The sequence below is a fragment of the Metabacillus sp. B2-18 genome, assembly GCF_021117275.1.
GTDB lineage: Bacteria > Bacillota > Bacilli > Bacillales > Bacillaceae > Metabacillus.
On the sequence record NZ_CP088245.1, the window covers coordinates 4,125,430 to 4,145,820 of the forward strand.

The window sequence follows — 20,391 nt, forward strand, 5'->3', positions numbered from 1 at the left end:
TTTTTTCACATGGCTTTAGCCAGAAATCTTACGCTTATGAGTTTCTTGTTTTATATAGTAAGTAAATAAAATATGGTGCACCGATTGCTGCAGTAAACACACCTGCTGGAACCTCTAAAGGAGAAAATAACGTTCTTCCAATTAAATCTGCTAACATAACAAGTATTGCACCAAGCAATGCAGAGACAGGCAATAAAGCGCCAAAGGAAGAGCCTACCATTCTCCTTGCCATATGAGGAGCCATTAAGCCAACAAACCCTATTACACCTGCAAAGGCTACCGATGCCCCTGTTAAGGCAGTCCCCAGTAATAAAAGAAAAAATCGGTTCCTTTGTACCAAGCTTCCCACACCTGTCGCCAGTTCATCACCGAGCTCTTGAATGTTCACATTTCGAACTGAAATCAAGCTAATTATTAATAAGATAAGAACAACAGGAAGTAATATGCGAACCTGTTCCCATGTTGCACCATACACTGTCCCTGTAATCCATACATTTGCTTGTGATGCTTGATATATTGGGCCCTTCACCATAAAAAGTGTAGTTAAAGACTGTGCTAGCATGGATAGCCCGATCCCAATAAGAACGAGTCGTACAGAAGAAGATCCATTCTTCCAAGAAAGGAAGTAAACAAGTATGCCTACGATGGTTGCCCCAATAAAGGCTGCAACAGGCATCCACTTAACACTTACAATCAATGAGTTGTTTCTATCGCTAAAAAGCATCAGGAAGCAAACAACACCAACTGCTCCTCCACCTGTTATTCCAATAATATCTGGTGATGCTAATGGATTACGTATTAAACCCTGTAGTATCGCACCTGCTACTGCTAAGCTTATTCCAACTAATAAAGCAATAATAATACGAGGCAATCGAAATGAATAAATAAATAGTTCATCCATCTCTGTACCGAATCCAAACAAGGTTTTCAAAACATTGATAGGGGTAATAAAAACCTCTCCAATGCCTGTACTTAACATAAAAATTAAACATGTAATACCTAACAAAATACACGATATAAAAAATGCCCTTTTATCTATTAAAAAGGAGAGAAAGCCTGCTCCTAACCTTAATTTATAATATTTTTTCACTTTCCGAACCCCCTACGTGCAATATAAATAAAAAAGGGAGTTCCGATAAACGCTGTCATAACTCCTACTGGCACCTCTTCAGGCATAACAATATATCTTGCAAGAATATCTGCAAACACAAGGAGTGATCCTCCTAAAAAGGTACTAAAAGGGAGAATCCAGCGATAATCATTACCAACTAAAAATCGGGCGAAATGAGGAATAACAATTCCGATAAAAGCAATCGGTCCAGCAACAGCAACAGCTCCTCCCCCTAAAACAATAACAAGTAATGCTCCTATAAGCTTTACTACTCCTGTTCGCTGTCCTAATCCTTTTGCAACATCTTCCCCCATTGTTAACACATTTATTTTTTGTGAAAGAATCATACTTAATATAATGGCAGGTAAAACATAAGGAAGTACCATATACAATCCTTCCAACTTTCTACCTTGAATAGAGCCAGCTAACCAAAATAACACTTGATCAAGAGCCGCTTCGTTCACAACTAATAATCCTTGTGTAAGAGAAGAAAACAGTGCTGCCATTGCTGCACCTGCTAATGTTAACTTCATTGGAGTTAGCCCTTCCCTACCAAATGACCCGATAAAATAAACAATAAAAGCTGAAAAGGCTGCACCTGCAAAGGCAATCCAAATATAAGCCTGATATGAGTTAACATAAAACACTGAAACTGCTACAACAATAAAGAATCCTGCACCGGCATTTATTCCGAATACACTAGGAGATGCTAAAGGATTTTTTGTTAAGGCTTGCATAATAGCACCGGCTAGTGCAAGACTTGCTCCGACCACAGCCCCTATTAATGCTCGAGGTAATCGAACATCATACACAATAATATGTTCATTTGTACCATTAAAGTTAGTAAAAGCCTCATAGACCGTTTTTAAGCTTGTATCTGTGTACCCAAATACAAGACTCCCACACATTAAAAAAATAAGTAACATGAATCCTAAAACTAAACCAACTGATTTTTGATAAGAAGATTTTAATAACATAGCTGCTCCTATAGTCTTACTTTTATTTCATAACAATCTTATCAAAAATTAATGATTTTGAAAATCATTTTCAATTAGATATTGACATTTGTCCTAATACCTTTTATCATTTTCGTTGTAAATGAAAACGATTATCAAATACAATGGAGGTTCAAACATGACAGCAACATCACGTAAATCTTGGTTATCATTATTTTTATTAAGCATGACTGTTCTTATTCTCGCAGCATGTGGTAATACCAATGAGGAAGCACCAGAAACGACAGAAGGATCAAATGATGCTCCTGTTGAAGAAACATATACAGTGGAACATGCAATGGGTTCAACTGAAATTACGGGTACTCCTGAGAAGGTTGTTATTTTAACAAATGAAGGAACAGAAGCATTATTATCTATGGGTGTTACACCAGTTGGTGCCGTACAATCTTGGTTAGGTGATCCTTGGTATGAACATATTACTGATAAAATGACAGATGTTGAAGTTGTTGGAACGGAAAGTGAAGTAAATGTGGAAGCAATTGCTGCTCTTAAACCAGATTTAATTATCGGTAACAAACTTCGCCAAGAAAAAATCTATGAGCAATTAAAAGCTATTGCACCTACAGTTTTCTCTGAAACTTTAAAGGGTGAATGGCAGGATAACTACAAATTATATGCTAAAGCATTGAACCGTGAAGATGAGGGTCAAAAAGTTATTGATGATTTTGAAGCTCGTATTGCCGAAATAAAAGAAACAGCTGGTGATAAAGTAAACCAAGAAGTATCTGTTGTTCGATTTATGGCAGGTAAAACTAGAATTTACTATAAAGACTCTTTCTCAGGAGTGATCTTAGAGAAGTTAGGGTTTGCACGTCCTGCAGTACTAGAGGAAGTATTCTCTGATAATCCGGAAGATCTATTTGCTCGTGAAGTAGGTAAGGAAGTTATTCCAAAAATGGATGGAGACATTTTATTCTACTTTACATATGCACCACCTGGTGATACTGAAGCAACAAAAACAGAAGAAGAATGGACAAAAGATCCACTTTGGCAAAACCTTGAAGTTGTAAAAGCAGAAAAAGCTTACAAAGTTGACGATGCTATTTGGAACACAGCTGGTGGAGTTCTTGCAGCTAACCTATTATTAGATGATATTGAAGCAAAGCTTGCTGAATAATAAAGAGATAAAGCGACTGACGATATTAGTCGCTTTTTTTGTTTTTTCTAAAACTAATAGGGAAAAATAAAGATTATAACGTGAGAGAGGATGAGGTACTTGCTTCAAGCAGCACTTTGGGGAGCGTTTGCTGGATCACCTATTTTTTTTGGTGCATTAGTAGGTATCTTTACAAATCTCCCTAAAAAAATTACTGGGTTGATTATGTCTTTTGGGACTGGTGTGTTAATTGGAGCTGCTGCTTTTGAATTGTTAACTGAAGCTGTTGATGAAGGCGGCTTACAATCTACATCTATTGGTTTTCTAGTCGGTGCATTAGTATTTACTTTATCTGAAATCATTGTTTCCAAAAGCGGAGGAAGTGAACGAAAACGATCAAAGAAGAGTAATGATAATCATTCTGGAATAACGATTTTTATTGGAACAATTATTGATGCTATTCCTGAATCTGTGATTATTGGTGTTAGTTTGCTCGAGCAAGGAACAGTTAGTTACTTGATGGTTATCGCTGTTTTTATTAGTAATTTTCCAGAAGGACTATCGAGTACAGTTGGATTAAAAAAAGATGGTTATAGCAAAAAGACAATTCTCACGATGTGGTTAATTGTTGTTTCTCTTTCTTCTGTTAGTTCATTATTAGGTTTTGGACTGCTTCAAAATGCATCAGCAAGTATTATTTCATTTATTTCAGCTTTTGCAGCAGGTGGGATTTTTGCGATGGTAGCATCCACTATGATGCCAGAGGCCTTTGAAGAAGGTGGAGCCATTGTGGGGTTAATTGCATCTCTTGGTTTATTAAGTTCCCTGTTTCTATCTCATTTGTAGCAAAAGAATTGAAAAAACCACTAATCACAAGTGACTAGTGGTTTTAATCATCCCGTTAAAATATCCTCCTGTGGATAACGAATCTTTTCTTTCGATGGACTCGCGAGTGAGAACATTAACGTTAGCGGACCAATCTTCCCTAAAAACATAATAAAAATAATAATTTGTTTACCAGCAAACGTTAACATACCAGTTAATCCAGTTGAGAGACCAACTGTTCCAAAAGCTGAGACAACCTCAAACATAATATCCAGAAACGATGCTTCTTTCTCCGTGATATTTAATAGAAGTATTCCAAGAATGACAAATACAATACTTATCATCGTGATAGCAAGTGCTTTTAAAATAAACGATGAATGGATGGTTCGTTTTGAAACAACTATATCATTTTTCCCTCTAAGAAATGTGACCGTTGCAAGCCCAATAACTAATGCAGTTGTTAGCTTGATTCCACCACCTGTTGATCCACTGCCCGCTCCGATAAACATTAAAATAATAATAAAAAAGATTGTTGTTTCATCTAAACCTCCCATATCTACCGTGTTAAACCCAGCTGTTCGTGGTGAAACCGCCTGAAAATACGATGCCCAAAGCTTGTCACCTAGCGATAAACTACCAAGTGTTTGCGGGTTGCTGTATTCTACACAAAAGATAAAAAACATCGCGATAATGTTTAAGACCAATGTCCCTGTTACCATTAATTTTGTGTGTAATGATAATTTTTTGTACGATCTTTTCTTCCATACATCAACAAGGACAGTAAAGCCAATTCCGCCGACAATAAATAAAAATGAAATAACAATGTTAATGATTGGATCTCCAACATACTGAATTAAATTATCAGACCATAATGCGAACCCGGCGTTATTAAATGCTGATATGGAGTGAAAGAAGCTATAAAACAGTCCCTTTGCTAAACCAAATTGTGGTACCCAGCGAATTGCTAAAAATACCATTGCAATCATTTCAATAGTGATAGAGAAAATAAATAAGTACTTAACTAACTTAATAATGCCACCTACAGAGGTTTGATTCAACGCATGCTGCATTAACAGTCTTTCTTTTAGCCCTATTTTTTTACCAAGCATAATAAAAATTAATACAGCAAATGACATAATTCCGAGCCCACCAACTTGTATTAAAAGGGCAATAATCAATTGACCAAATGTAGTAAAAGTTGTCCCTGGGTCAACAGTTGCTAATCCAGTCACTGTCATGGCCGACGTTGCAATAAACAGAGCATCAATCCATTTGATATGGTCATGTGTTGAAAATGGTAGTTTTAGTAAAATTGTTCCTACCGTTATAGACACCACAAACACAACAATTAACAGCTGCGATGGATTTAGTTTAATAAATTTTTTCATATTACATCCCATACTCTTCGAAATCAACAATATCTTTATTTTTACCGATTATTAACAAAACATCACCGAGCGTAATTTTCTCATCAGCACCAGGTGATACAAAAATTTCTTCTCCCCTTTGAATGCCGACAATATTACATCCATACTTTGAACGTATATCCAGATCTAAAAGTGTTTTATTACACAATTTTTTTGTAGCTACGACCTCTACCATGCTGTATTCTCTTGATAATTCAATATAATCGATCATTTTTTCAGAAATAATATGATGAGCAATTCGTTTGGCCATATCTCTTTCAGGATGTATAACACGATTCACGCCAATTTTATCTAATACCTTTTGGTGGTAGTCATTCTGAGCTTTAGCCCAAACCTGTGGAATCCCTAATTCCTTTAAAATTAATGAGGTCAGTATACTCGCTTCAATATCATCACCAAATGATACAAATGCATGATCCACATTTCGTACACCTAACTGCTTTAGAATTGTTTCATCTATCGCGTTGGCTCTTACGGCATGTGTTGCATAGGCAGCATATTGCTGAACCTTTTCTTCACTTTTGTCAATTGCGAGCACTTCAATTCCGAGCTCGTGAAACTCTTTCACAAGGCTTCCACCAAAACGTCCTAAACCAAATACAGCGAACTGCTTTTTCACCAAAATTCCTTCTTTCAATATAAAAGTATAAAAGCTATCTTAGCTACCGTTATCGTTTAGTTATGCCTGTTGCCATCAATATTATTGCACAAAAAAAACACAAAGGTATTGAACCCCTGTGTCTGTATTTAGGCACATGTTCATCCCTTCAACGCTGACGAGGTTAGCTGTCGGATTCGGGCAAAAGAGATTAGCCCTACAAACGCAAAAAACGTTTGATTCACCCCAAGTCAAATTTGACATCTTTCATGGGTCCCCCGCTCCTACTTATAGGATTAAGCGATTATTGATACTCTATTCTATTTTTATGTTTAATCTATAAAAACTAGCATAAGCAAAAACTTAACGATTATGAATGTTATCTTACTCCTCTAAGTATTTGGTCGTAAAGTATTAAATTTTTCTTTAAAAGACGAAATTTGAATAAAAGAACTCGTTTAACCGTTTACAAATATATTTTACTTAATCACTCTTTTTATTTCACTTTTATACATGCACCTACAAAAAAAGAGACAATCCAGATAGTTTGTCTCTTTTTGCTTTATTCTTTATTGTTTTTAACCGAAGAGTCGTCATCATCGATCAGACCCTTTGTTGCATTTTTAAATTCTCTTAATGTTTTACCGGCTGCTCTACCAAGGGCAGGTAATTTATTTGGTCCAAATAATAATAGTGCGACAAAGATAATGAGAAAAATTTCTCCAAAGCCTAAGTTCATCATTGAACACTTCTTTCTAAAAGAATGATAGAAACATCTTTTAAAGTATAATGCATTATTTCGGAGATAGCAAAATAGATTTAAGATGTTTTTCTCACTTGCACATAGAAAAATACTGATAAAAATAAAGCTAGAAATAACGAAAAAGGAACAAGAAGCAACAGATGCTTATTTCCACTTTCCTTCTCTTTTACTTCGTCTGCAACGACAACTTTACTTTCCATTTTTTTATTTGGTTGTTCACTTTGTATTTTTGTAAGCGTAATCTTTTTGATAGATCTACCATTGTCCCCGCTCATTTCAAGTTCTCCAGCAGCACTAACTTCTTTTGTAACGATTTCTCCTATATGTTTTGTAATATACTCATCTTGATTAAGAACATATCTGTTGTCTAAGTTATCTTTAAAATGTTCATTTGCCATAACCAATTCAGTTTCAAAATTTTGGAACCCATAATCAAGCAATGTGACATAGCATTTAATGTAACAGCTATTAAACTAATTTTTTCACGGTTTGCAGTTGTTACTAGTGTAAATCCTGATTCCTGTACAAATCCATTTTTGCCACCAGAAATACCTTCATACTCTTTATCTCGAACCATTTCATGATGGTTTACAATGGTTGTATCCCATGTTTGACCGTCCCAGGCTAATTCACTAGTTTGAAATATCTCCATAAACGTTTCATTTTTCATTGCGTATCGAGTAATTTTTGCCATATCTTCAGCAGTTGTCATGTGTTCTGGATCATAAAGTCCATGAGGATTTTTAAATATTGTGTGCTGTACGCCAATTTCCTCTTTTAAATAAGAATTAAAATCAATAATAAACTCATCAATCGTTCCACTTAAATGTTCAGCTATTGCCACCCCTGCGTCATTACCAGAGTTTATAACCAGACCTTGAATTAATTTTATTAAAGGGACCTGCTCATCAACCTCTAGATAAACACGTGTACCATCCACATTTCTGGCATTCTCACTAACTGTCACAATATCTTCTAAATGACCTTTTTCAATTGCATAAATCGCTGTCGCAATCTTTGTAATGCTGGCAGGCGGCATTTGTACCTGACTATTTTTTTCATATATTGTTTGACCTGACTGGGCATCTAGTAGAATGAATGATTCGCTATAAAGTGGTAAATCTTGATTTTCTAAAGCAGAAATACTATTTGGTATAAATATTGTCCATACTAACAGAATGAAAAAAACAGATTTTATTTTGTTTTTTATCATGTTGTTACTCCTATCAAATTTATGTTCTATTCCATATTAGCATAACAAGTAAAAGATTAAGAGAGCAATGTAAGGTTTTAGTAATTGATTCTTTATTATTGACTCTTTTAAAAAGACAGTATATAATTTGAAACTGACGAACGTAAGGAAGGTTGATCACTATGTCAGCAATTGAAATAAAACATTCTGCATTACAACAATTCGCCATGCATGGTTATGATGGTACCTCACTATCATTAATAGCAAACGACGTTGGGATAAAAAAGCAATCTATTTATTCTCATTTCACAAACAAAGATGAATTATTTCTGACCATCTTAGCTGAGGTAATTGAAGATGAGAAAAACTACCTCCTCACTTACTTTTCAGAAAATGAAAAACTTGAATTAAGGTCGAAGCTCTATCATTTTTTGACAAACAGTTGTCAAAGGTATGAAAGAGAAGCTTCAATGAAATTTTTATTAAGAAACGGGTATTTACCTCCGTCACATTTACATGGACAAGTGATGGACAGCCTTTATTCCTATTACGATGAAGTTGAATCAATCGTTATCAATAATTTACAAAGTCATCAGCCTGAATTAGCATTTCCATTAAAAGAGGTGGCTGTTTCATATATCGGACTATTCGATTCTTTATTAATCGAGCTTCTATATGGTGGATTTGAACGTTTTCAGCGACGGTTAAATGCTTGTTGGAATATTTATTGGAAAGGTATATCCAACTAAAGGAGGATAAGACATATGGGCAAATATTGGTTTCTTGTTTATTTTGCCGTTATTTTTGAAGTTAGTTGGGTAACAGGCTTAAAACATGCTAACAGTACGCTTGCATGGATCATGACTGTTATATCAATTCTTATTAGTTTTTATCTATTAATTCAGGCAACGAATCGACTGCCGATTAGCACTGTTTATGCTGTATTCACCGGATTAGGAGCTACTGGAACTGTTATTATTGAACTTCTCTTTTTTAGTCATGAAATTAACTGGGTTAAAGTTGGACTTTGTGCAATCTTAATTGCAGGGGTTGTTGGTCTGAAAATGGTGACAGACGATCACCAAACCCCTTCTTCGAAAGGAGAGATTTAATGATGGACTGGTTATTCCTTATTTTAGCTGGCCTTTGTGAAGTTGCTGGTGTTGCTGCGATCGCCCGATTTAATATGCAAAAAAGTTGGCTTAATGCATTTTTTCTAGCTTTAGGTTTTGGTACTAGCTTTTTCTTTCTGACCATAGCTATGCAAACTATTTCAATGGGAACAGCCTATGCTGTCTGGACGGGAATCGGAACAGTTGGCAGTACATTGTTTGGCATCTTCTTTTTAGGAGAACCTGCTGGGTGGAAGAGATTATTATTTATCTCAATGATTATTTCAGCAACAATTGGTCTGAAATTTATACCGTCTTAGACGTTAGAAATAGGCAGTGCATCTGATGCACTGCCTTAACTTTATCTTCTAGGTTTAGTCGGATCACAATTTGGCTTTTCTGTATTTGAAGCTTCTGCAACCTTCATTAAGTAATAGCATTCTTCCCTCATCATATGATCTGCCATTAGTGGGGAAAAGGTACTAAGCATTTCATTATTTAATTCCATTTCCTCTATTTCCGCTAAAAAGCCTCTAAATAATTCAATCTCCAGCTTTACATCTTTATTCATTTTGGTTAAGGCTGGGAATGAGTCCACATTTGCTCGTAAATAACCTGATAATTCTACTGCTTTTAAATAAAAATCCTCGAAGTCTTTTGTAAAAACATCACTCTTTTGCTTTAATTGCTTTTCAGCTCTGTCTAGTGTGTCCGAAATAGCTCCTGCATGTCCTGCAGCATCTAACAACCACAATAAATGGTGATGAAGCTCGTGAAAGATTGGTGGCTTCTCCTTCTTTTTCAAATAAGAAAGAACCAATAAATATTCTTCAAGCTCATTGACCATATGATTTATAAATGAAGGTGGAAGATGTATGGTCATTTTTTCAACGAGATGTCTTTCAATAATAGAGAGCTTAAACTTACGAAGTTCTTTTGCATATTCTTCAGCTTCTAATGTTAATGCAACAAAGTTCGTTTGTTCTCTTGATTTTTTTAATAATGTGTCAAATATATCTTTAAATTCCTTTGCCTTCTCTATATCCTTCTGCTCATTTACTGACAAAGCATTTAAAATAAACCGTGCATGATCTCCAAGAACTTGTAGCCAAAACTGATGTTCAAACGCTGCCGCTTGCTCATATGTTTTCATCTTCATCCTCTCCCCTATCGTTATTCCTTAAACTTTATGACTAAAGGGCTTGTATTAGTAAATAAACCTGAAAAAAGCAGCATATCCTCCTTGATGAAGAATATACATAACCATGTTCATACCAAAAAAATGAGGAGGGTTTCTTCATGTTTTATCACATCAAGGAACTTCAATACAATGCGAAACCCGATCGTCCAGATGCCGTTTATGCAAAAAAACTTCAGGAAATATTAGGTGGTCAATACGGAGAGATTTCTGTTGCGATGCAATACTTATTTCAAGGTTGGGGAACAAGATGTCCTGGTAAATATAAAGATATGCTTCTAGATATTGGTACTGAGGAGCTTGCACATATTGAAATGCTCGCCACAATGATTGGCAGGTTACTTGATAACGCTCCACTTAAGGACCAAGAGGAAGCAGCAAAAGATCCAGTTATTGAAGCGGTTCTTGGCGGAATGAATCCACAGCATGCCATTGTAGCTGGATTAGGTGCTCTCCCAGTCAATAGTGTTGGTGTCCCATGGCAAGGAGCTTACATCATTGCTAGTGGTAACTTATTAGCTGATTTTAGAGCAAATTTAAATGCTGAGTCACAAGGTAGGCTTCAAGCAGTACGTTTATATGAAGCAACAGATGATCGTGGCGTTAAGGATATGCTTTCGTTTTTAATAGCTAGAGATAGAATGCACCAAAATCAATGGTTGGCTGCGATTGCTGAATTAGAGGCCAAGGAAGGAAAGACTGTACCTAGTACATTCCCTATTAATCTTGAAGCACAGCAATTTTCTTATAAATTTATGAATCTTTCAAGAGGAGAAGAAAGTGCTAAGGGACGTTGGGCGAGCGGTCCAAGTATGGATGGTCAAGGTGTATTCGAATACGTTCAACACCCACAGCCACATGCACCAAAACCAATTCCACGCCCAGCACCACCTGTTTATCATGACACTCCTCCAGGAGCCTGTTAAAAAACATGAGGCAATCGGTACATTCCGATTGCCTCATGTTTTTTCGTAAAAAGTTAATGAAAAATATGTCTTTCCCAGTACATCATAAGCTCGTCTTCTTCCACTTTTGTCATAGATAACTTTTCTAGAACTTTAATAGAAGCAGTATTGGTCTTTAAGCATTCTGCTATCACCTTTTGTACTTCTCCTGATTTGAAGGCCCAATTAAGGAGTGCTTCAACCGCTTCAGCTGCATACCCTTTTCCTTGTACTTCTTTTAATATTCCATATCCTACTTCCACGATACCATTTTCAGGTTTTCCTTTAAATCCAATATCGCCGATCAATTGTTCATCATCTTTACGAAAAACGAGCCATACTCCCCAGCCTTTGAGATCAGAATCTACTTCTACTTCTTCCAAGTAGTGCTGAACATGTGGACCTCTGTCCATCTCCACTGGTAATAATTCCTCTTCACAGGGTTTAATTATTAATCGGTTCGTTACAATTTCCATGTCTTTTCCTCTTCCTTTGACTAACTAGTTAATGATGAAGATAGCGGGAGAGTGATAGAAACGGTTGTCCCATTTGAATCACTGTTAATTTGCACTTCACCATCATGCTGCTTCACAATCTCAAAGCTTACCATTACACCCAATCCTGTACCATTTTCCTTTGTAGTAAAAAATGGCTCACCTATTTTCTTAAGAATTTCATCGGGAATTCCTGGTCCTTGGTCAATAATTTTAATTATGAGAGATTGATCTCCAACTTTTTCACTTTTGACTAAGATCATCCCACCATTGGTATAACTCATTGCTTCAATTGCATTTTTAATAAAGTTAATAAACACTTGTTTTAATTTGTTTTCATCACATAAAACCTCTAATGAATCCTTTGAGAAAGACGTTTGAATATGTACATCATGTAAAATTGCCTGTGATTTGGTTAGCGCAACTACATGTTGCAATATACCTTTTATATCTTTATTGCAGTATTTATCAAGTTGTGGTTTTGCTAAAGCTAATAATTCGCTTAGGATTATTTCAATCCTATTAATTTCAGCTGAAATCACCGAGAAAAATTCTTGCTTATAGCTCTTCCCACTCTCCATTAACTGCAAAAACCCTTTAATAGCAGTTATTGGATTTCGAATTTCATGTGCAATCCCTGCTGCCAATTGACCTGCGACAGAAAGCTTTTCAGAGTTAACCATCACTTCGTGTGCTAATTTTCTCTCAGTAATATCTCTAATAAGTAAATTAACAGCTCTATCTCCTTGATAGATTGTTGGAATGGCTTTAATTTCAACATCAATCTCTTTATCTGTTAATTGAAGCAACTTCTCTTCATAAAGTTCTGATGCAACACCGTCTTCTTCTGCTTCTTTCAAACATTTAATCAGATGGCTTTCTACTATTTTTGGAATAAAATCCTGAACATTCTTATTAATAACATCTTCTTTCTTTTCGCCGCCTAACAAGATCGATGCTACTGTGTTCGCATATACAAACCTCCCGTTTTGGGTTATTATGACTCCATCAGGGGAATGTTCAATAAGACTTCTGTGTAGACGTTCACTTTCCTGTAGTTTTAATTTTTGACTATTAAACTTTGTAATATCCTTTGCAATGCCGTAAACACCAATCACTTCGTTATCAAAAATAATTGGTGAATTTGTTACTTCTATTTCCTTCTGTGTTTTATCCTTTGTATAAATCTTGCATTCATAATGCTGAAGGTCACCGTTCAATGTATTGTGAAAAACCTCGTCAACATAATCAAAACTATTACTTACAAGGAGATCATTGTAGCTTAAGCAATATAATTCTTCTTTCGAATATCCCGTTAGTTCTTCACAAACGTTATTTACTCTAACATAATTTCCCTCTAAGTCCATAGCATAGTAAGCTTCCTGCTTTAATTTTGCAAACTGTTGATCAAAAAAACTACTATTCTTTATGAATTCATCTAGCTTCTCTCTCTTTCCTTTATTCATTGTGCTACTCATGATGCTCCCCTTCCGTATCTTCTTCTATTTTATGTATGAATAAATGCGGTTTCTTATTTTATACGTATTAGTAATAACAATGTCTATTTTAATTTTACACTATAAATTTTTCAAACTGTTCAATTTTTTAGAAAAAGCTTAAGTTAAAATAGACAAATAAAAAGCCAACACTCCGCAATTGATCCGAGGGGGTTAGATCATTGCGAAAGTGTCAGCTAGTAAAACATCTATATAAAGAGTAACAGCAATTCCTATTACTAAATTGCTTTATGCATTTGTACTATCTTTGTTTGTAAGCTTAATCGTAACGGTCATTTTTTCTCCTGCTCGGTAAAGAGTTACTTTTACTTCTTCACCAATTTCCGTTTCTGAGTATAGAAACTTTCTTAAATCACTTGAACTTGTGATTTCTTGATCGTTCATTGAGACAATCACATCTTGTTGCTTGAGACCTGCTTCATCTGCCGGTGATGCTGGTGAAACATTCCCAACAATAACGCCTTCTGTCACTTCTTCAGGTAGACTCATGTTTTGTTGTAAATAATATTGAGGTACCTCACTCATCTCAACTAATCCTACACCAAGGAAAGGACGTTGGATTTTTCCATTAGACAATAGCTCTTCAGCAATAGGAACTACATCGTTACTCGGAATGGCAAAGCCTAGCCCTTCTACACCGCTATCACTAATTTTTAAACTATTAATTCCGATAACCTGTCCACTCATGTTTATTAATGGACCTCCACTGTTACCTGGATTAATTGCTGCATCTGTTTGAAGAACATCAAGTGCCCAATTACCTTCAGATGTTGTTACATCAATTGTTCGATCAATACCGCTTATGATTCCTTGTGTTACGGTTCTTGAGAATTCTTCTCCTAATGGATTTCCAATTGCGATCACATCTTCACCTGTACGAAGTTGTGATGAATCACCTAAATCTGCCACAACTTCAACATGCTCTGCATCGATTTTGAGTACAGCTATGTCAGTTAATGCATCCGTTCCAACTAGCTCTGCTGGAACTTTCTCTCCATTATAAAGAGTTACTTCAATTGATTGTGCTCCTTCAATAACGTGGTTATTTGTTAAAATATATCCTACATCACCTTCTTTTTTAAAGATGAATCCTGAACCTGTTCCAGCTTCAACACTTTCTGATGAGCTGTTAAAGAAATCTCTGCTTGTTTGTGTTTGCATATTCGTAATCCCAACAATTGCTGGCGTTAGGCTATCAACGATATCAGCAATAGAGCTAGAATTTGTAGATAGTTCTTGTGTTGAGACATTAGGGGCAGAATCATTATTTTGAGTAACAGCTTCAACTGCAGCTGTATTTTGTTCTACTGTCGGTTGTTGCTCCTGTGTATAAGTCGTCACACCTAATACTAATGCTCCACCAACAATTCCACTTAGCAGTGAAGAGAAAATTGGTTTGATACTTTTTTTTGTTTTTTTCTGTTCGCGTGTAATGTCTGTTTGATCATAATATCCCATATTTTTTCCTCCTATAATAATCAATCGTTATCTTTTATAAAATCAGTGAAATGATTTAGATGCCTTGAGAACTTACAAACCCACCTATAATGAGTAAAACAAAAAGAAGGGAAACACCTGTAAAAATTAAAGCTCTCATTTCATTATCTCCTTTTATCACGTCCACCTAAAGTGTTCGCTTTTTTGCTTACCTTAACTATATGACAAGAGTTTGGGATAATAATGAGAGAATTGTGGGAAATTGTGAAATTTATCAAGAATTGAAATAGAACATTGTATAATAGCGATGAAAGGAAGTGACACGATGAGTTACAATGTATACTTAGTCGAGGATGAACAGAATTTAAATGAATTGTTAACCATGTATCTCAAAAATGAAAAATGGTCTGTTACCTCTTGCCTTACCGGGTCCCAGGCAAGAGAGCTAATAGACAAGCCTCCTCATTTATGGATCCTGGATATTATGCTTCCTGATATTGACGGATATCAATTAATTCGTGAAATAAAAGCAGCGTCACCTAACGTTCCTGTTATTTTTATCTCTGCTAGAGATGCTGATATTGATCGTGTTTTAGGGTTGGAGCTTGGTAGTGATGATTATATTTCAAAACCTTTTTTACCAAGAGAACTTGTCATTCGAGCACAAAAACTATTATCAAGAACATATATAGAAGAATCAAATGAATCTAGTAAAGTTATTACTCTTACTCCCTATGAAATAGACGAGCAAGTAAGAATTGTTTACTTTAATAATGAAGAAGTTAACTTAACATCAAAGGAATTTGATCTGCTTCAATTGTTTATACACAATCAAGGTCAGGCTTTTTCTAGAGAGCAAATTCTAACGAATATTTGGGGAGAAGATTATTTCGGAACAGATCGAGTTGTTGATGATTTAGTCCGAAGATTAAGAAAGAAAATGCCGGAACTGAAACTAGAAACAATCTATGGATTTGGCTACAGGATGTTAAAGGGATGAAAAATAAACCGTTAGCCTTTCAAATTTGGGTAGTATTTTCAGGCATTCTTTTAGTTATTTCATTATTATTAGTGATTTTTTTCCCCACCACTTTACGAAGCTTTTTCACAAAAGAAATTTATAAAACGATTGAAAATGAACAGCTTGTATTAATGGAATACGGTAATCCTGGAAACAGTCTGCAAAATGACAAACAAAAAGACCGTACTGTTTCCCATTTGTTTTTACCTATCCAAAGTCGATACTATTTATATAGTGAAGAGCTACCAGCTGATTTTATTCGTCAAACACAGGATTTAGCTGCACAGCAAACAGCATCTAGTGAAAGATATGAAAAGAATTTACGAAATCAAACACTTTTTTATGTGATTCATAAGCTAACAATCAACGGTGAGCCTAGTTACTTACTATCCTATTCATGGGATTCTTATCGGAATGATCTTGTGTTCACCCTATTTCGACAACTCATGATTGTCATGGCCGTTGTTTTTTTATTTAGCTGGATACCGTCGATTTGGCTAGCAAGGTATTTATCAAAACCACTTGTTAAGCTTGAAAAGCATGTAAAAGACATTTCTGAGCAAGCCTGGCACGAACCAGTTGAAGTAGACCGAAACGATGAAATTGGAAAACTCGGGCACATGATTGAAAAAATGCGTCAGCATCTTGTAAGGAAAGACGAAGCTCAGCAAACGCTTCTACAAAATATTTCACATGATTTAAAAACACCTGTTATGGTTATCCGTGGGTATGCTCGATCTGTTAATGACGGTATTTTCCCGAAAGGTGATCTTTCCAGTACAATGGATGTTATAGAAGATGAATCAGAAAAGCTTGAGAAAAAAATAAAAGATTTACTATACTTAACGAAGCTTGATTTTCTATCCACAAGAAAGCCGAAAAAAGCTCCGTTTCGCCTCGATATGCTTATACACGAGGAAGTGGAACGAATTAAATGGGCAAAACCCGAACTTACTTGGAATTTAAATGTTGAAGACGCAACAATTATGGGGGATTCAGAGCAGTGGGAAAAGCTGCTGGAAAATCTACTTGAAAATTCCTTACGTTATGCTGAGACAGCCATTTCAATATCAATGTCAAAATCAGAACATTATCTTACTTTAAGCTTATGGAATGATGGACCGCCTATTGACAAAGAGATCATTGGACAGCTTTTTGAACCTTTTCAAAAAGGACAAAAAGGAGAATTTGGAATCGGATTAAGCATTGTTAAACGTATTGCAGATTTGCATGAATCTAAGGTGTGGGCAGTAAACGAGAGAAATGGAGCTGCTTTCTATATAGAAATTCCTATAGGCTGATCGTAATAAGGAGATCTAACTCAAATGTTAGATCTCCTTTTGTATTATTTAGGGTATGTCATTTCTTCTGGCTTCACATATTGATCAAATTGATCTTCAGTTAATAGCTCCAATTGTAAAGCAGCTTCTTTTAATGTTAATCCTTCTTTATGAGCTAGCTTAGCAATTTTTGCTGCATTTTCATAGCCAATATGAGGGTTTAGCGCGGTAACGAGCATTAATGAATCTTTCACATACTTTTCGATGACTTGGATATTGGCCTCAATCCCAACTGCACAATTATCATGAAACGAAACAATTCCATCTGAAAGGAGTTGTACTGATTGTAAAAAGTTATAAATGATAACCGGCTTAAAAACATTCAGCTCAAAATTCCCCTGACTCGCTGCAAACCCAATGGCAGCGTCATTTCCCATTACTTGAACAGCAACCATCGTTAGCGCTTCACTTTGAGTTGGGTTTACTTTTCCCGGCATGATAGAGCTTCCTGGTTCATTTTCTGGAATTGTAATTTCGCCAATTCCACATCTTGGCCCACTAGCTAACCAACGAACATCATTTGCAATTTTCATTAAGTTAGCAGCCAATGCCTTTAACGCTCCATGAGCATATACCGTTTCATCATGGCTTGTTAAGGCATGAAATTTATTAATTGAAGATTGAAATCTCTCATTTGTAAAATCACTTATTTCTTTTGCCACACGATCACCGAACTCAGGGTGGGCATTAATACCAGTACCAACAGCTGTTCCACCTATAGCTAAATTTTTCATATAGGATGTGGCTTGCTGAATCATCTCCTTCGTTTGCGAAAGCATATGTGTCCAGCCACTGATTTCCTGGCCCAACGTTAATGGTGTCGCATCTTGCAAATGAGTACGTCCAATTTTCACAATGTCCTCAAATCTCTTCTCTTTTTCAATTAACTTAGCATGCAGCTTTTCAATTGCAGGTATAAGCTTACTTTCTACTGCTAAAACTCCGGCTATATGCATAGCAGTGGGAAATGTGTCATTTGAACTTTGACTCATATTCACATCATCATTTGGATGAATAGCTTCTTCTATTCCTTTTTCCTTCAAAAGCTCATTTCCTCTTCTGGCTACAACTTCGTTAACATTCATATTACTTTGTGTGCCACTACCTGTTTGCCATACAACCAGGGGAAAATGATCATTTAATTTTCCTTCTATGATTTCGTCACAAGCCTTAATAATTGCCTCTGCCTTTTCTTTATGTAATTTTCCAAGTGAATCGTTTACAATTGCAGCACTTCTTTTTAAAATGGCAAACCCAGTAATAACCTCGTTCGGCATCTTTTCTCCACCAATTTTAAAATTTTGCTTGCTGCGTTGAGTTTGTGCTCCCCAATACTTTTCAGCTGGTACTTGAATCTCTCCCATTGTGTCTTTCTCTACACGATAATCCAACTAACACACCTCCGAAAAATAAATTCACTTCACTTTCTATTTTATGGGTTTTTAGGTTATTTTAAAAGTAATGACACTTTTTGTTAGTTTCATATAGTAAGCAAAGAATTTAATATTATTTCATATGAATTAAATTTTAAATAAATTTTTTCTTAAATCTTAGTTTATTCATTAGACAAACTAAGAGTTGGTTGTTATAATAAAAAACAGTTAATGATCATTTACTAAGTTCGCCATGTTGTGAAAGCGATAACAGCACGATCATACTCAAACAGAAGGGAGTCCAATAATAGAGCAAATATCGTAATTCAATCTACTAATCTAGCTATGGATAGAATCTTAAATTGATGTTCTATGAAAAATGTGTTTTATATTTACTACATAATTTCAATTTTTAAGAAAGGAGAATAGAGGAATATATAGTTAAAAAGTAATTATCTATACGATCTAATTAAAGCGTTATCATTCCTCTTAAAATTATTATGAAAAAACAAAATTCAATTTATATAATTGCTATTACTCTTGTAGCTACACTTGGTGGTTTACTTTTCGGTTATGATACAGCTGTTATATCTGGGGCTGAAAAGTCTCTAGAAGCGTATTTTATTGATAGCCTCGGACTTGATACCTTTGTACATGGAGTCACAACATCTAGTGCACTAATTGGTTGTATTATTGGTGGACTTATTTCTGGCTATTTTGCTTCTACCTTTGGTCGAAAGAAGTCATTATTAATCGCAGCAGCACTGTTTATCGTTTCGGCATTAGGCTCAGCTTACCCTGAATTTTTATTTTTCACAAAAGGTGAACCGTCTATATCTTTATTAGTTACTTTTAACATTTACCGAATTATTGGAGGTATTGGTGTTGGCCTGGCTTCCGCAATCTGTCCGATGTACATCGGTGAGATCGCTCCAGCGAATATTCGTGGTCGATTAGTTTCATTTAATCAATTTGCCATTATTTTTGGGATGTTAGTTGTATACTTTGTTAACTGGGGAATTGCTAAAGGTCAATCATTAGCATGGATTAACGATCTTGGCTGGAGATATATGTTTGCATCAGAGGCAATTCCAGCTTTACTATTTGCCGTATTTTTATTATTTGTTCCAGAAACACCTCGTTACTTAGCTATGAAAAAACAAGATAGTAAAGCCTTACAAATTTTAGAGAAAATTAACGGATCATCTGAAGCAAAATCAATTTTATCTGAAATTAAGAAAACGGTTACGATCCCTAAAGATAAGCTATTTTCATATGGAAAACTAGTCATTGTTATTGGGATTTTATTATCTATATTTCAACAATTTGTTGGAATCAATGTTGCTTTGTATTATGCACCTCGTATTTTTGAAAGTATGGGTGCTGCTAAAGATGCTTCTATGTTACAAACCATTGTAATGGGACTTGTTAATGTAGTGTTTACGGTTATAGCCATTTTAACGGTTGATAAGTGGGGACGTAAGCCACTCTTGATTATTGGATCAATCGGAATGGCATTAGGAATGATGGGTGTTTCTACTATGGCATTTACAGGTGTAATCGGAATCAGCACACTTATTTTCATTATAATATATACTGCTTCATTCATGATGTCTTGGGGACCTATTTGCTGGGTATTAATCTCTGAAATATTCCCTAACAAAATTCGTGGGCAAGCAGTTGCTATTGCAGTTGCAGCGCAATGGGCTGCCAATTATTTTATCTCTTCTACGTATCCAATGATGATGGAATATAGTGGTGGTTTAACATACGGGTTTTACGGCCTTATGAGTATCCTTTCTGCAATTTTTGTTTGGAAGTTTGTTCCTGAAACCAAAGGTAGAACATTAGAAGATATGGAAAATATATGGATTACAAAGCAAGATAAATATAGTGCATAAAAAACAGGCGTTGGCTAAGACCAACG

General features: G+C 35.5%; 21 protein-coding genes and 1 riboswitch. Of the genes, 9 read left to right on the plus strand and 12 right to left on the minus strand.

What is annotated here, in order from left to right; genetic code table 11:
- Positions 1–34: 34 nt before the first annotated feature.
- The gene (locus LPC09_RS21015) at positions 35–1,090 is read right to left on the minus strand and encodes a FecCD family ABC transporter permease (RefSeq protein WP_098796421.1); all 1,056 of its coding nucleotides are present in this window, start codon (positions 1,088–1,090) and stop codon (positions 35–37) included.
- Positions 1,087–2,088 carry a FecCD family ABC transporter permease gene (locus LPC09_RS21020; RefSeq protein WP_121663340.1) on the minus strand — a complete coding sequence of 334 codons (1,002 nt, stop codon included), beginning with the start codon at positions 2,086–2,088 and terminating at the stop codon, positions 1,087–1,089. Before LPC09_RS21020 ends, LPC09_RS21015 begins: the two co-directional genes overlap by 4 nt.
- Before the next feature lie 157 nt (positions 2,089–2,245).
- Here LPC09_RS21020 and LPC09_RS21025 point away from each other — a divergent pair, with 157 nt between their 5' ends.
- Together LPC09_RS21025 and LPC09_RS21030 are read left to right on the plus strand one after the other, a co-directional pair.
- The gene (locus tag LPC09_RS21025) at positions 2,246–3,244 is read left to right on the plus strand and encodes an ABC transporter substrate-binding protein (protein ID WP_121663341.1); all 999 of its coding nucleotides are present in this window, start codon (positions 2,246–2,248) and stop codon (positions 3,242–3,244) included.
- Positions 3,245–3,343: 99 nt separating this feature from the next.
- Positions 3,344–4,069: a ZIP family metal transporter gene (locus LPC09_RS21030; RefSeq protein ID WP_098796418.1), complete on the plus strand. Its 726-nt coding sequence runs from the start codon at positions 3,344–3,346 to the stop codon at positions 4,067–4,069.
- A gap of 47 nt (positions 4,070–4,116) precedes the next feature.
- On the opposite strand, the gene LPC09_RS21035 is transcribed toward LPC09_RS21030, so the two are convergent.
- The 5 genes from LPC09_RS21035 to LPC09_RS21055 all read right to left on the minus strand — a co-directional run bounded on the left by LPC09_RS21035 (position 4,117) and on the right by LPC09_RS21055 (position 8,049).
- Positions 4,117–5,436, minus strand: a complete 1,320-nt coding sequence (locus LPC09_RS21035; RefSeq protein ID WP_231308202.1) for a TrkH family potassium uptake protein — start codon at positions 5,434–5,436, stop codon at positions 4,117–4,119.
- Between the two features lies 1 nt (position 5,437).
- Entirely contained in the window at positions 5,438–6,094 is a 657-nt protein-coding gene (locus LPC09_RS21040; RefSeq protein ID WP_098796416.1) for a potassium channel family protein, read from the minus strand.
- A gap of 137 nt (positions 6,095–6,231) precedes the next feature.
- A riboswitch (cyclic di-AMP (ydaO/yuaA leader) is annotated at positions 6,232–6,386 on the minus strand.
- 249 nt (positions 6,387–6,635) lie between these two features.
- Positions 6,636–6,812, minus strand: coding sequence for a twin-arginine translocase TatA/TatE family subunit (locus tag LPC09_RS21045; RefSeq protein ID WP_098796455.1), 177 nt, complete (start codon positions 6,810–6,812; stop codon positions 6,636–6,638).
- 80 nt (positions 6,813–6,892) lie between these two features.
- Positions 6,893–7,234, minus strand: coding sequence for a hypothetical protein (locus tag LPC09_RS21050; RefSeq protein ID WP_231308203.1), 342 nt, complete (start codon positions 7,232–7,234; stop codon positions 6,893–6,895).
- A complete protein-coding gene (locus tag LPC09_RS21055; RefSeq protein ID WP_231308204.1) occupies positions 7,204–8,049 on the minus strand; it encodes a D-alanyl-D-alanine carboxypeptidase family protein in 846 nt (281 codons plus the stop codon). Before LPC09_RS21055 ends, LPC09_RS21050 begins: the two co-directional genes overlap by 31 nt.
- 161 nt (positions 8,050–8,210) lie before the next feature.
- On the opposite strand from LPC09_RS21055, the gene LPC09_RS21060 reads away from it, so the two are divergent.
- From LPC09_RS21060 to LPC09_RS21070, 3 genes are read left to right on the plus strand one after another with little or no spacing between them, the layout of a single operon-like run.
- Positions 8,211–8,777, plus strand: coding sequence for a TetR/AcrR family transcriptional regulator (locus LPC09_RS21060; RefSeq protein WP_098796414.1), 567 nt, complete (start codon positions 8,211–8,213; stop codon positions 8,775–8,777).
- Between the two features lie 15 nt (positions 8,778–8,792).
- On the plus strand, positions 8,793–9,140 hold the full coding sequence (locus LPC09_RS21065) for a DMT family transporter (RefSeq protein ID WP_098796413.1): 348 nt from the start codon (positions 8,793–8,795) through the stop codon (positions 9,138–9,140).
- A 2-nt stretch (positions 9,141–9,142) separates the two neighbouring features.
- Positions 9,143–9,460: a DMT family transporter gene (locus LPC09_RS21070; RefSeq protein WP_098796454.1), complete on the plus strand. Its 318-nt coding sequence runs from the start codon at positions 9,143–9,145 to the stop codon at positions 9,458–9,460.
- A 41-nt stretch (positions 9,461–9,501) separates the two neighbouring features.
- On the opposite strand, the gene LPC09_RS21075 is transcribed toward LPC09_RS21070, so the two are convergent.
- Positions 9,502–10,293 (minus strand): DUF2935 domain-containing protein, encoded by a 792-nt coding sequence (locus LPC09_RS21075; RefSeq protein WP_098796412.1) that lies wholly within the window; start codon positions 10,291–10,293, stop codon positions 9,502–9,504.
- A gap of 146 nt (positions 10,294–10,439) precedes the next feature.
- Between LPC09_RS21075 and LPC09_RS21080 the strand changes: the two genes are divergently transcribed.
- The gene (locus LPC09_RS21080; RefSeq protein WP_098796411.1) at positions 10,440–11,264 is read left to right on the plus strand and encodes a manganese catalase; all 825 of its coding nucleotides are present in this window, start codon (positions 10,440–10,442) and stop codon (positions 11,262–11,264) included.
- Between the two features lie 53 nt (positions 11,265–11,317).
- Here LPC09_RS21080 and LPC09_RS21085 read toward each other — a convergent pair whose 3' ends face one another.
- From LPC09_RS21085 to LPC09_RS21095, 3 genes are all read right to left on the minus strand, one after another.
- Positions 11,318–11,758: a GNAT family N-acetyltransferase gene (locus tag LPC09_RS21085; RefSeq protein ID WP_231308205.1), complete on the minus strand. Its 441-nt coding sequence runs from the start codon at positions 11,756–11,758 to the stop codon at positions 11,318–11,320.
- Positions 11,759–11,778: 20 nt separating this feature from the next.
- Positions 11,779–13,254 carry a PAS domain S-box protein gene (locus LPC09_RS21090; RefSeq protein ID WP_098796409.1) on the minus strand — a complete coding sequence of 492 codons (1,476 nt, stop codon included), beginning with the start codon at positions 13,252–13,254 and terminating at the stop codon, positions 11,779–11,781.
- Positions 13,255–13,521: 267 nt separating this feature from the next.
- Positions 13,522–14,751, minus strand: coding sequence for a S1C family serine protease (locus LPC09_RS21095; protein ID WP_098796408.1), 1,230 nt, complete (start codon positions 14,749–14,751; stop codon positions 13,522–13,524).
- A 304-nt stretch (positions 14,752–15,055) separates the two neighbouring features.
- Here LPC09_RS21095 and LPC09_RS21100 point away from each other — a divergent pair, with 304 nt between their 5' ends.
- The gene (locus tag LPC09_RS21100) at positions 15,056–15,730 is read left to right on the plus strand and encodes a response regulator transcription factor (RefSeq protein WP_098796407.1); all 675 of its coding nucleotides are present in this window, start codon (positions 15,056–15,058) and stop codon (positions 15,728–15,730) included.
- Complete coding sequence (locus LPC09_RS21105) at positions 15,727–17,052, plus strand: sensor histidine kinase (RefSeq protein WP_231308206.1); 1,326 nt, start codon at positions 15,727–15,729, stop codon at positions 17,050–17,052. Before LPC09_RS21100 ends, LPC09_RS21105 begins: the two co-directional genes overlap by 4 nt.
- Positions 17,053–17,096: 44 nt before the next feature.
- Here the strand turns inward: LPC09_RS21105 and fumC are convergent, their stop codons facing one another.
- Positions 17,097–18,482, minus strand: a complete 1,386-nt coding sequence (gene fumC / locus LPC09_RS21110) for a class II fumarate hydratase (RefSeq protein WP_231308207.1) — start codon at positions 18,480–18,482, stop codon at positions 17,097–17,099.
- Between the two features lie 482 nt (positions 18,483–18,964).
- Between fumC and xylE the strand changes: the two genes are divergently transcribed.
- On the plus strand, positions 18,965–20,365 hold the full coding sequence (gene xylE, locus LPC09_RS21115; protein WP_285842938.1) for a D-xylose transporter XylE: 1,401 nt from the start codon (positions 18,965–18,967) through the stop codon (positions 20,363–20,365).
- The last annotated feature ends 26 nt before the right edge of the window (positions 20,366–20,391 follow it).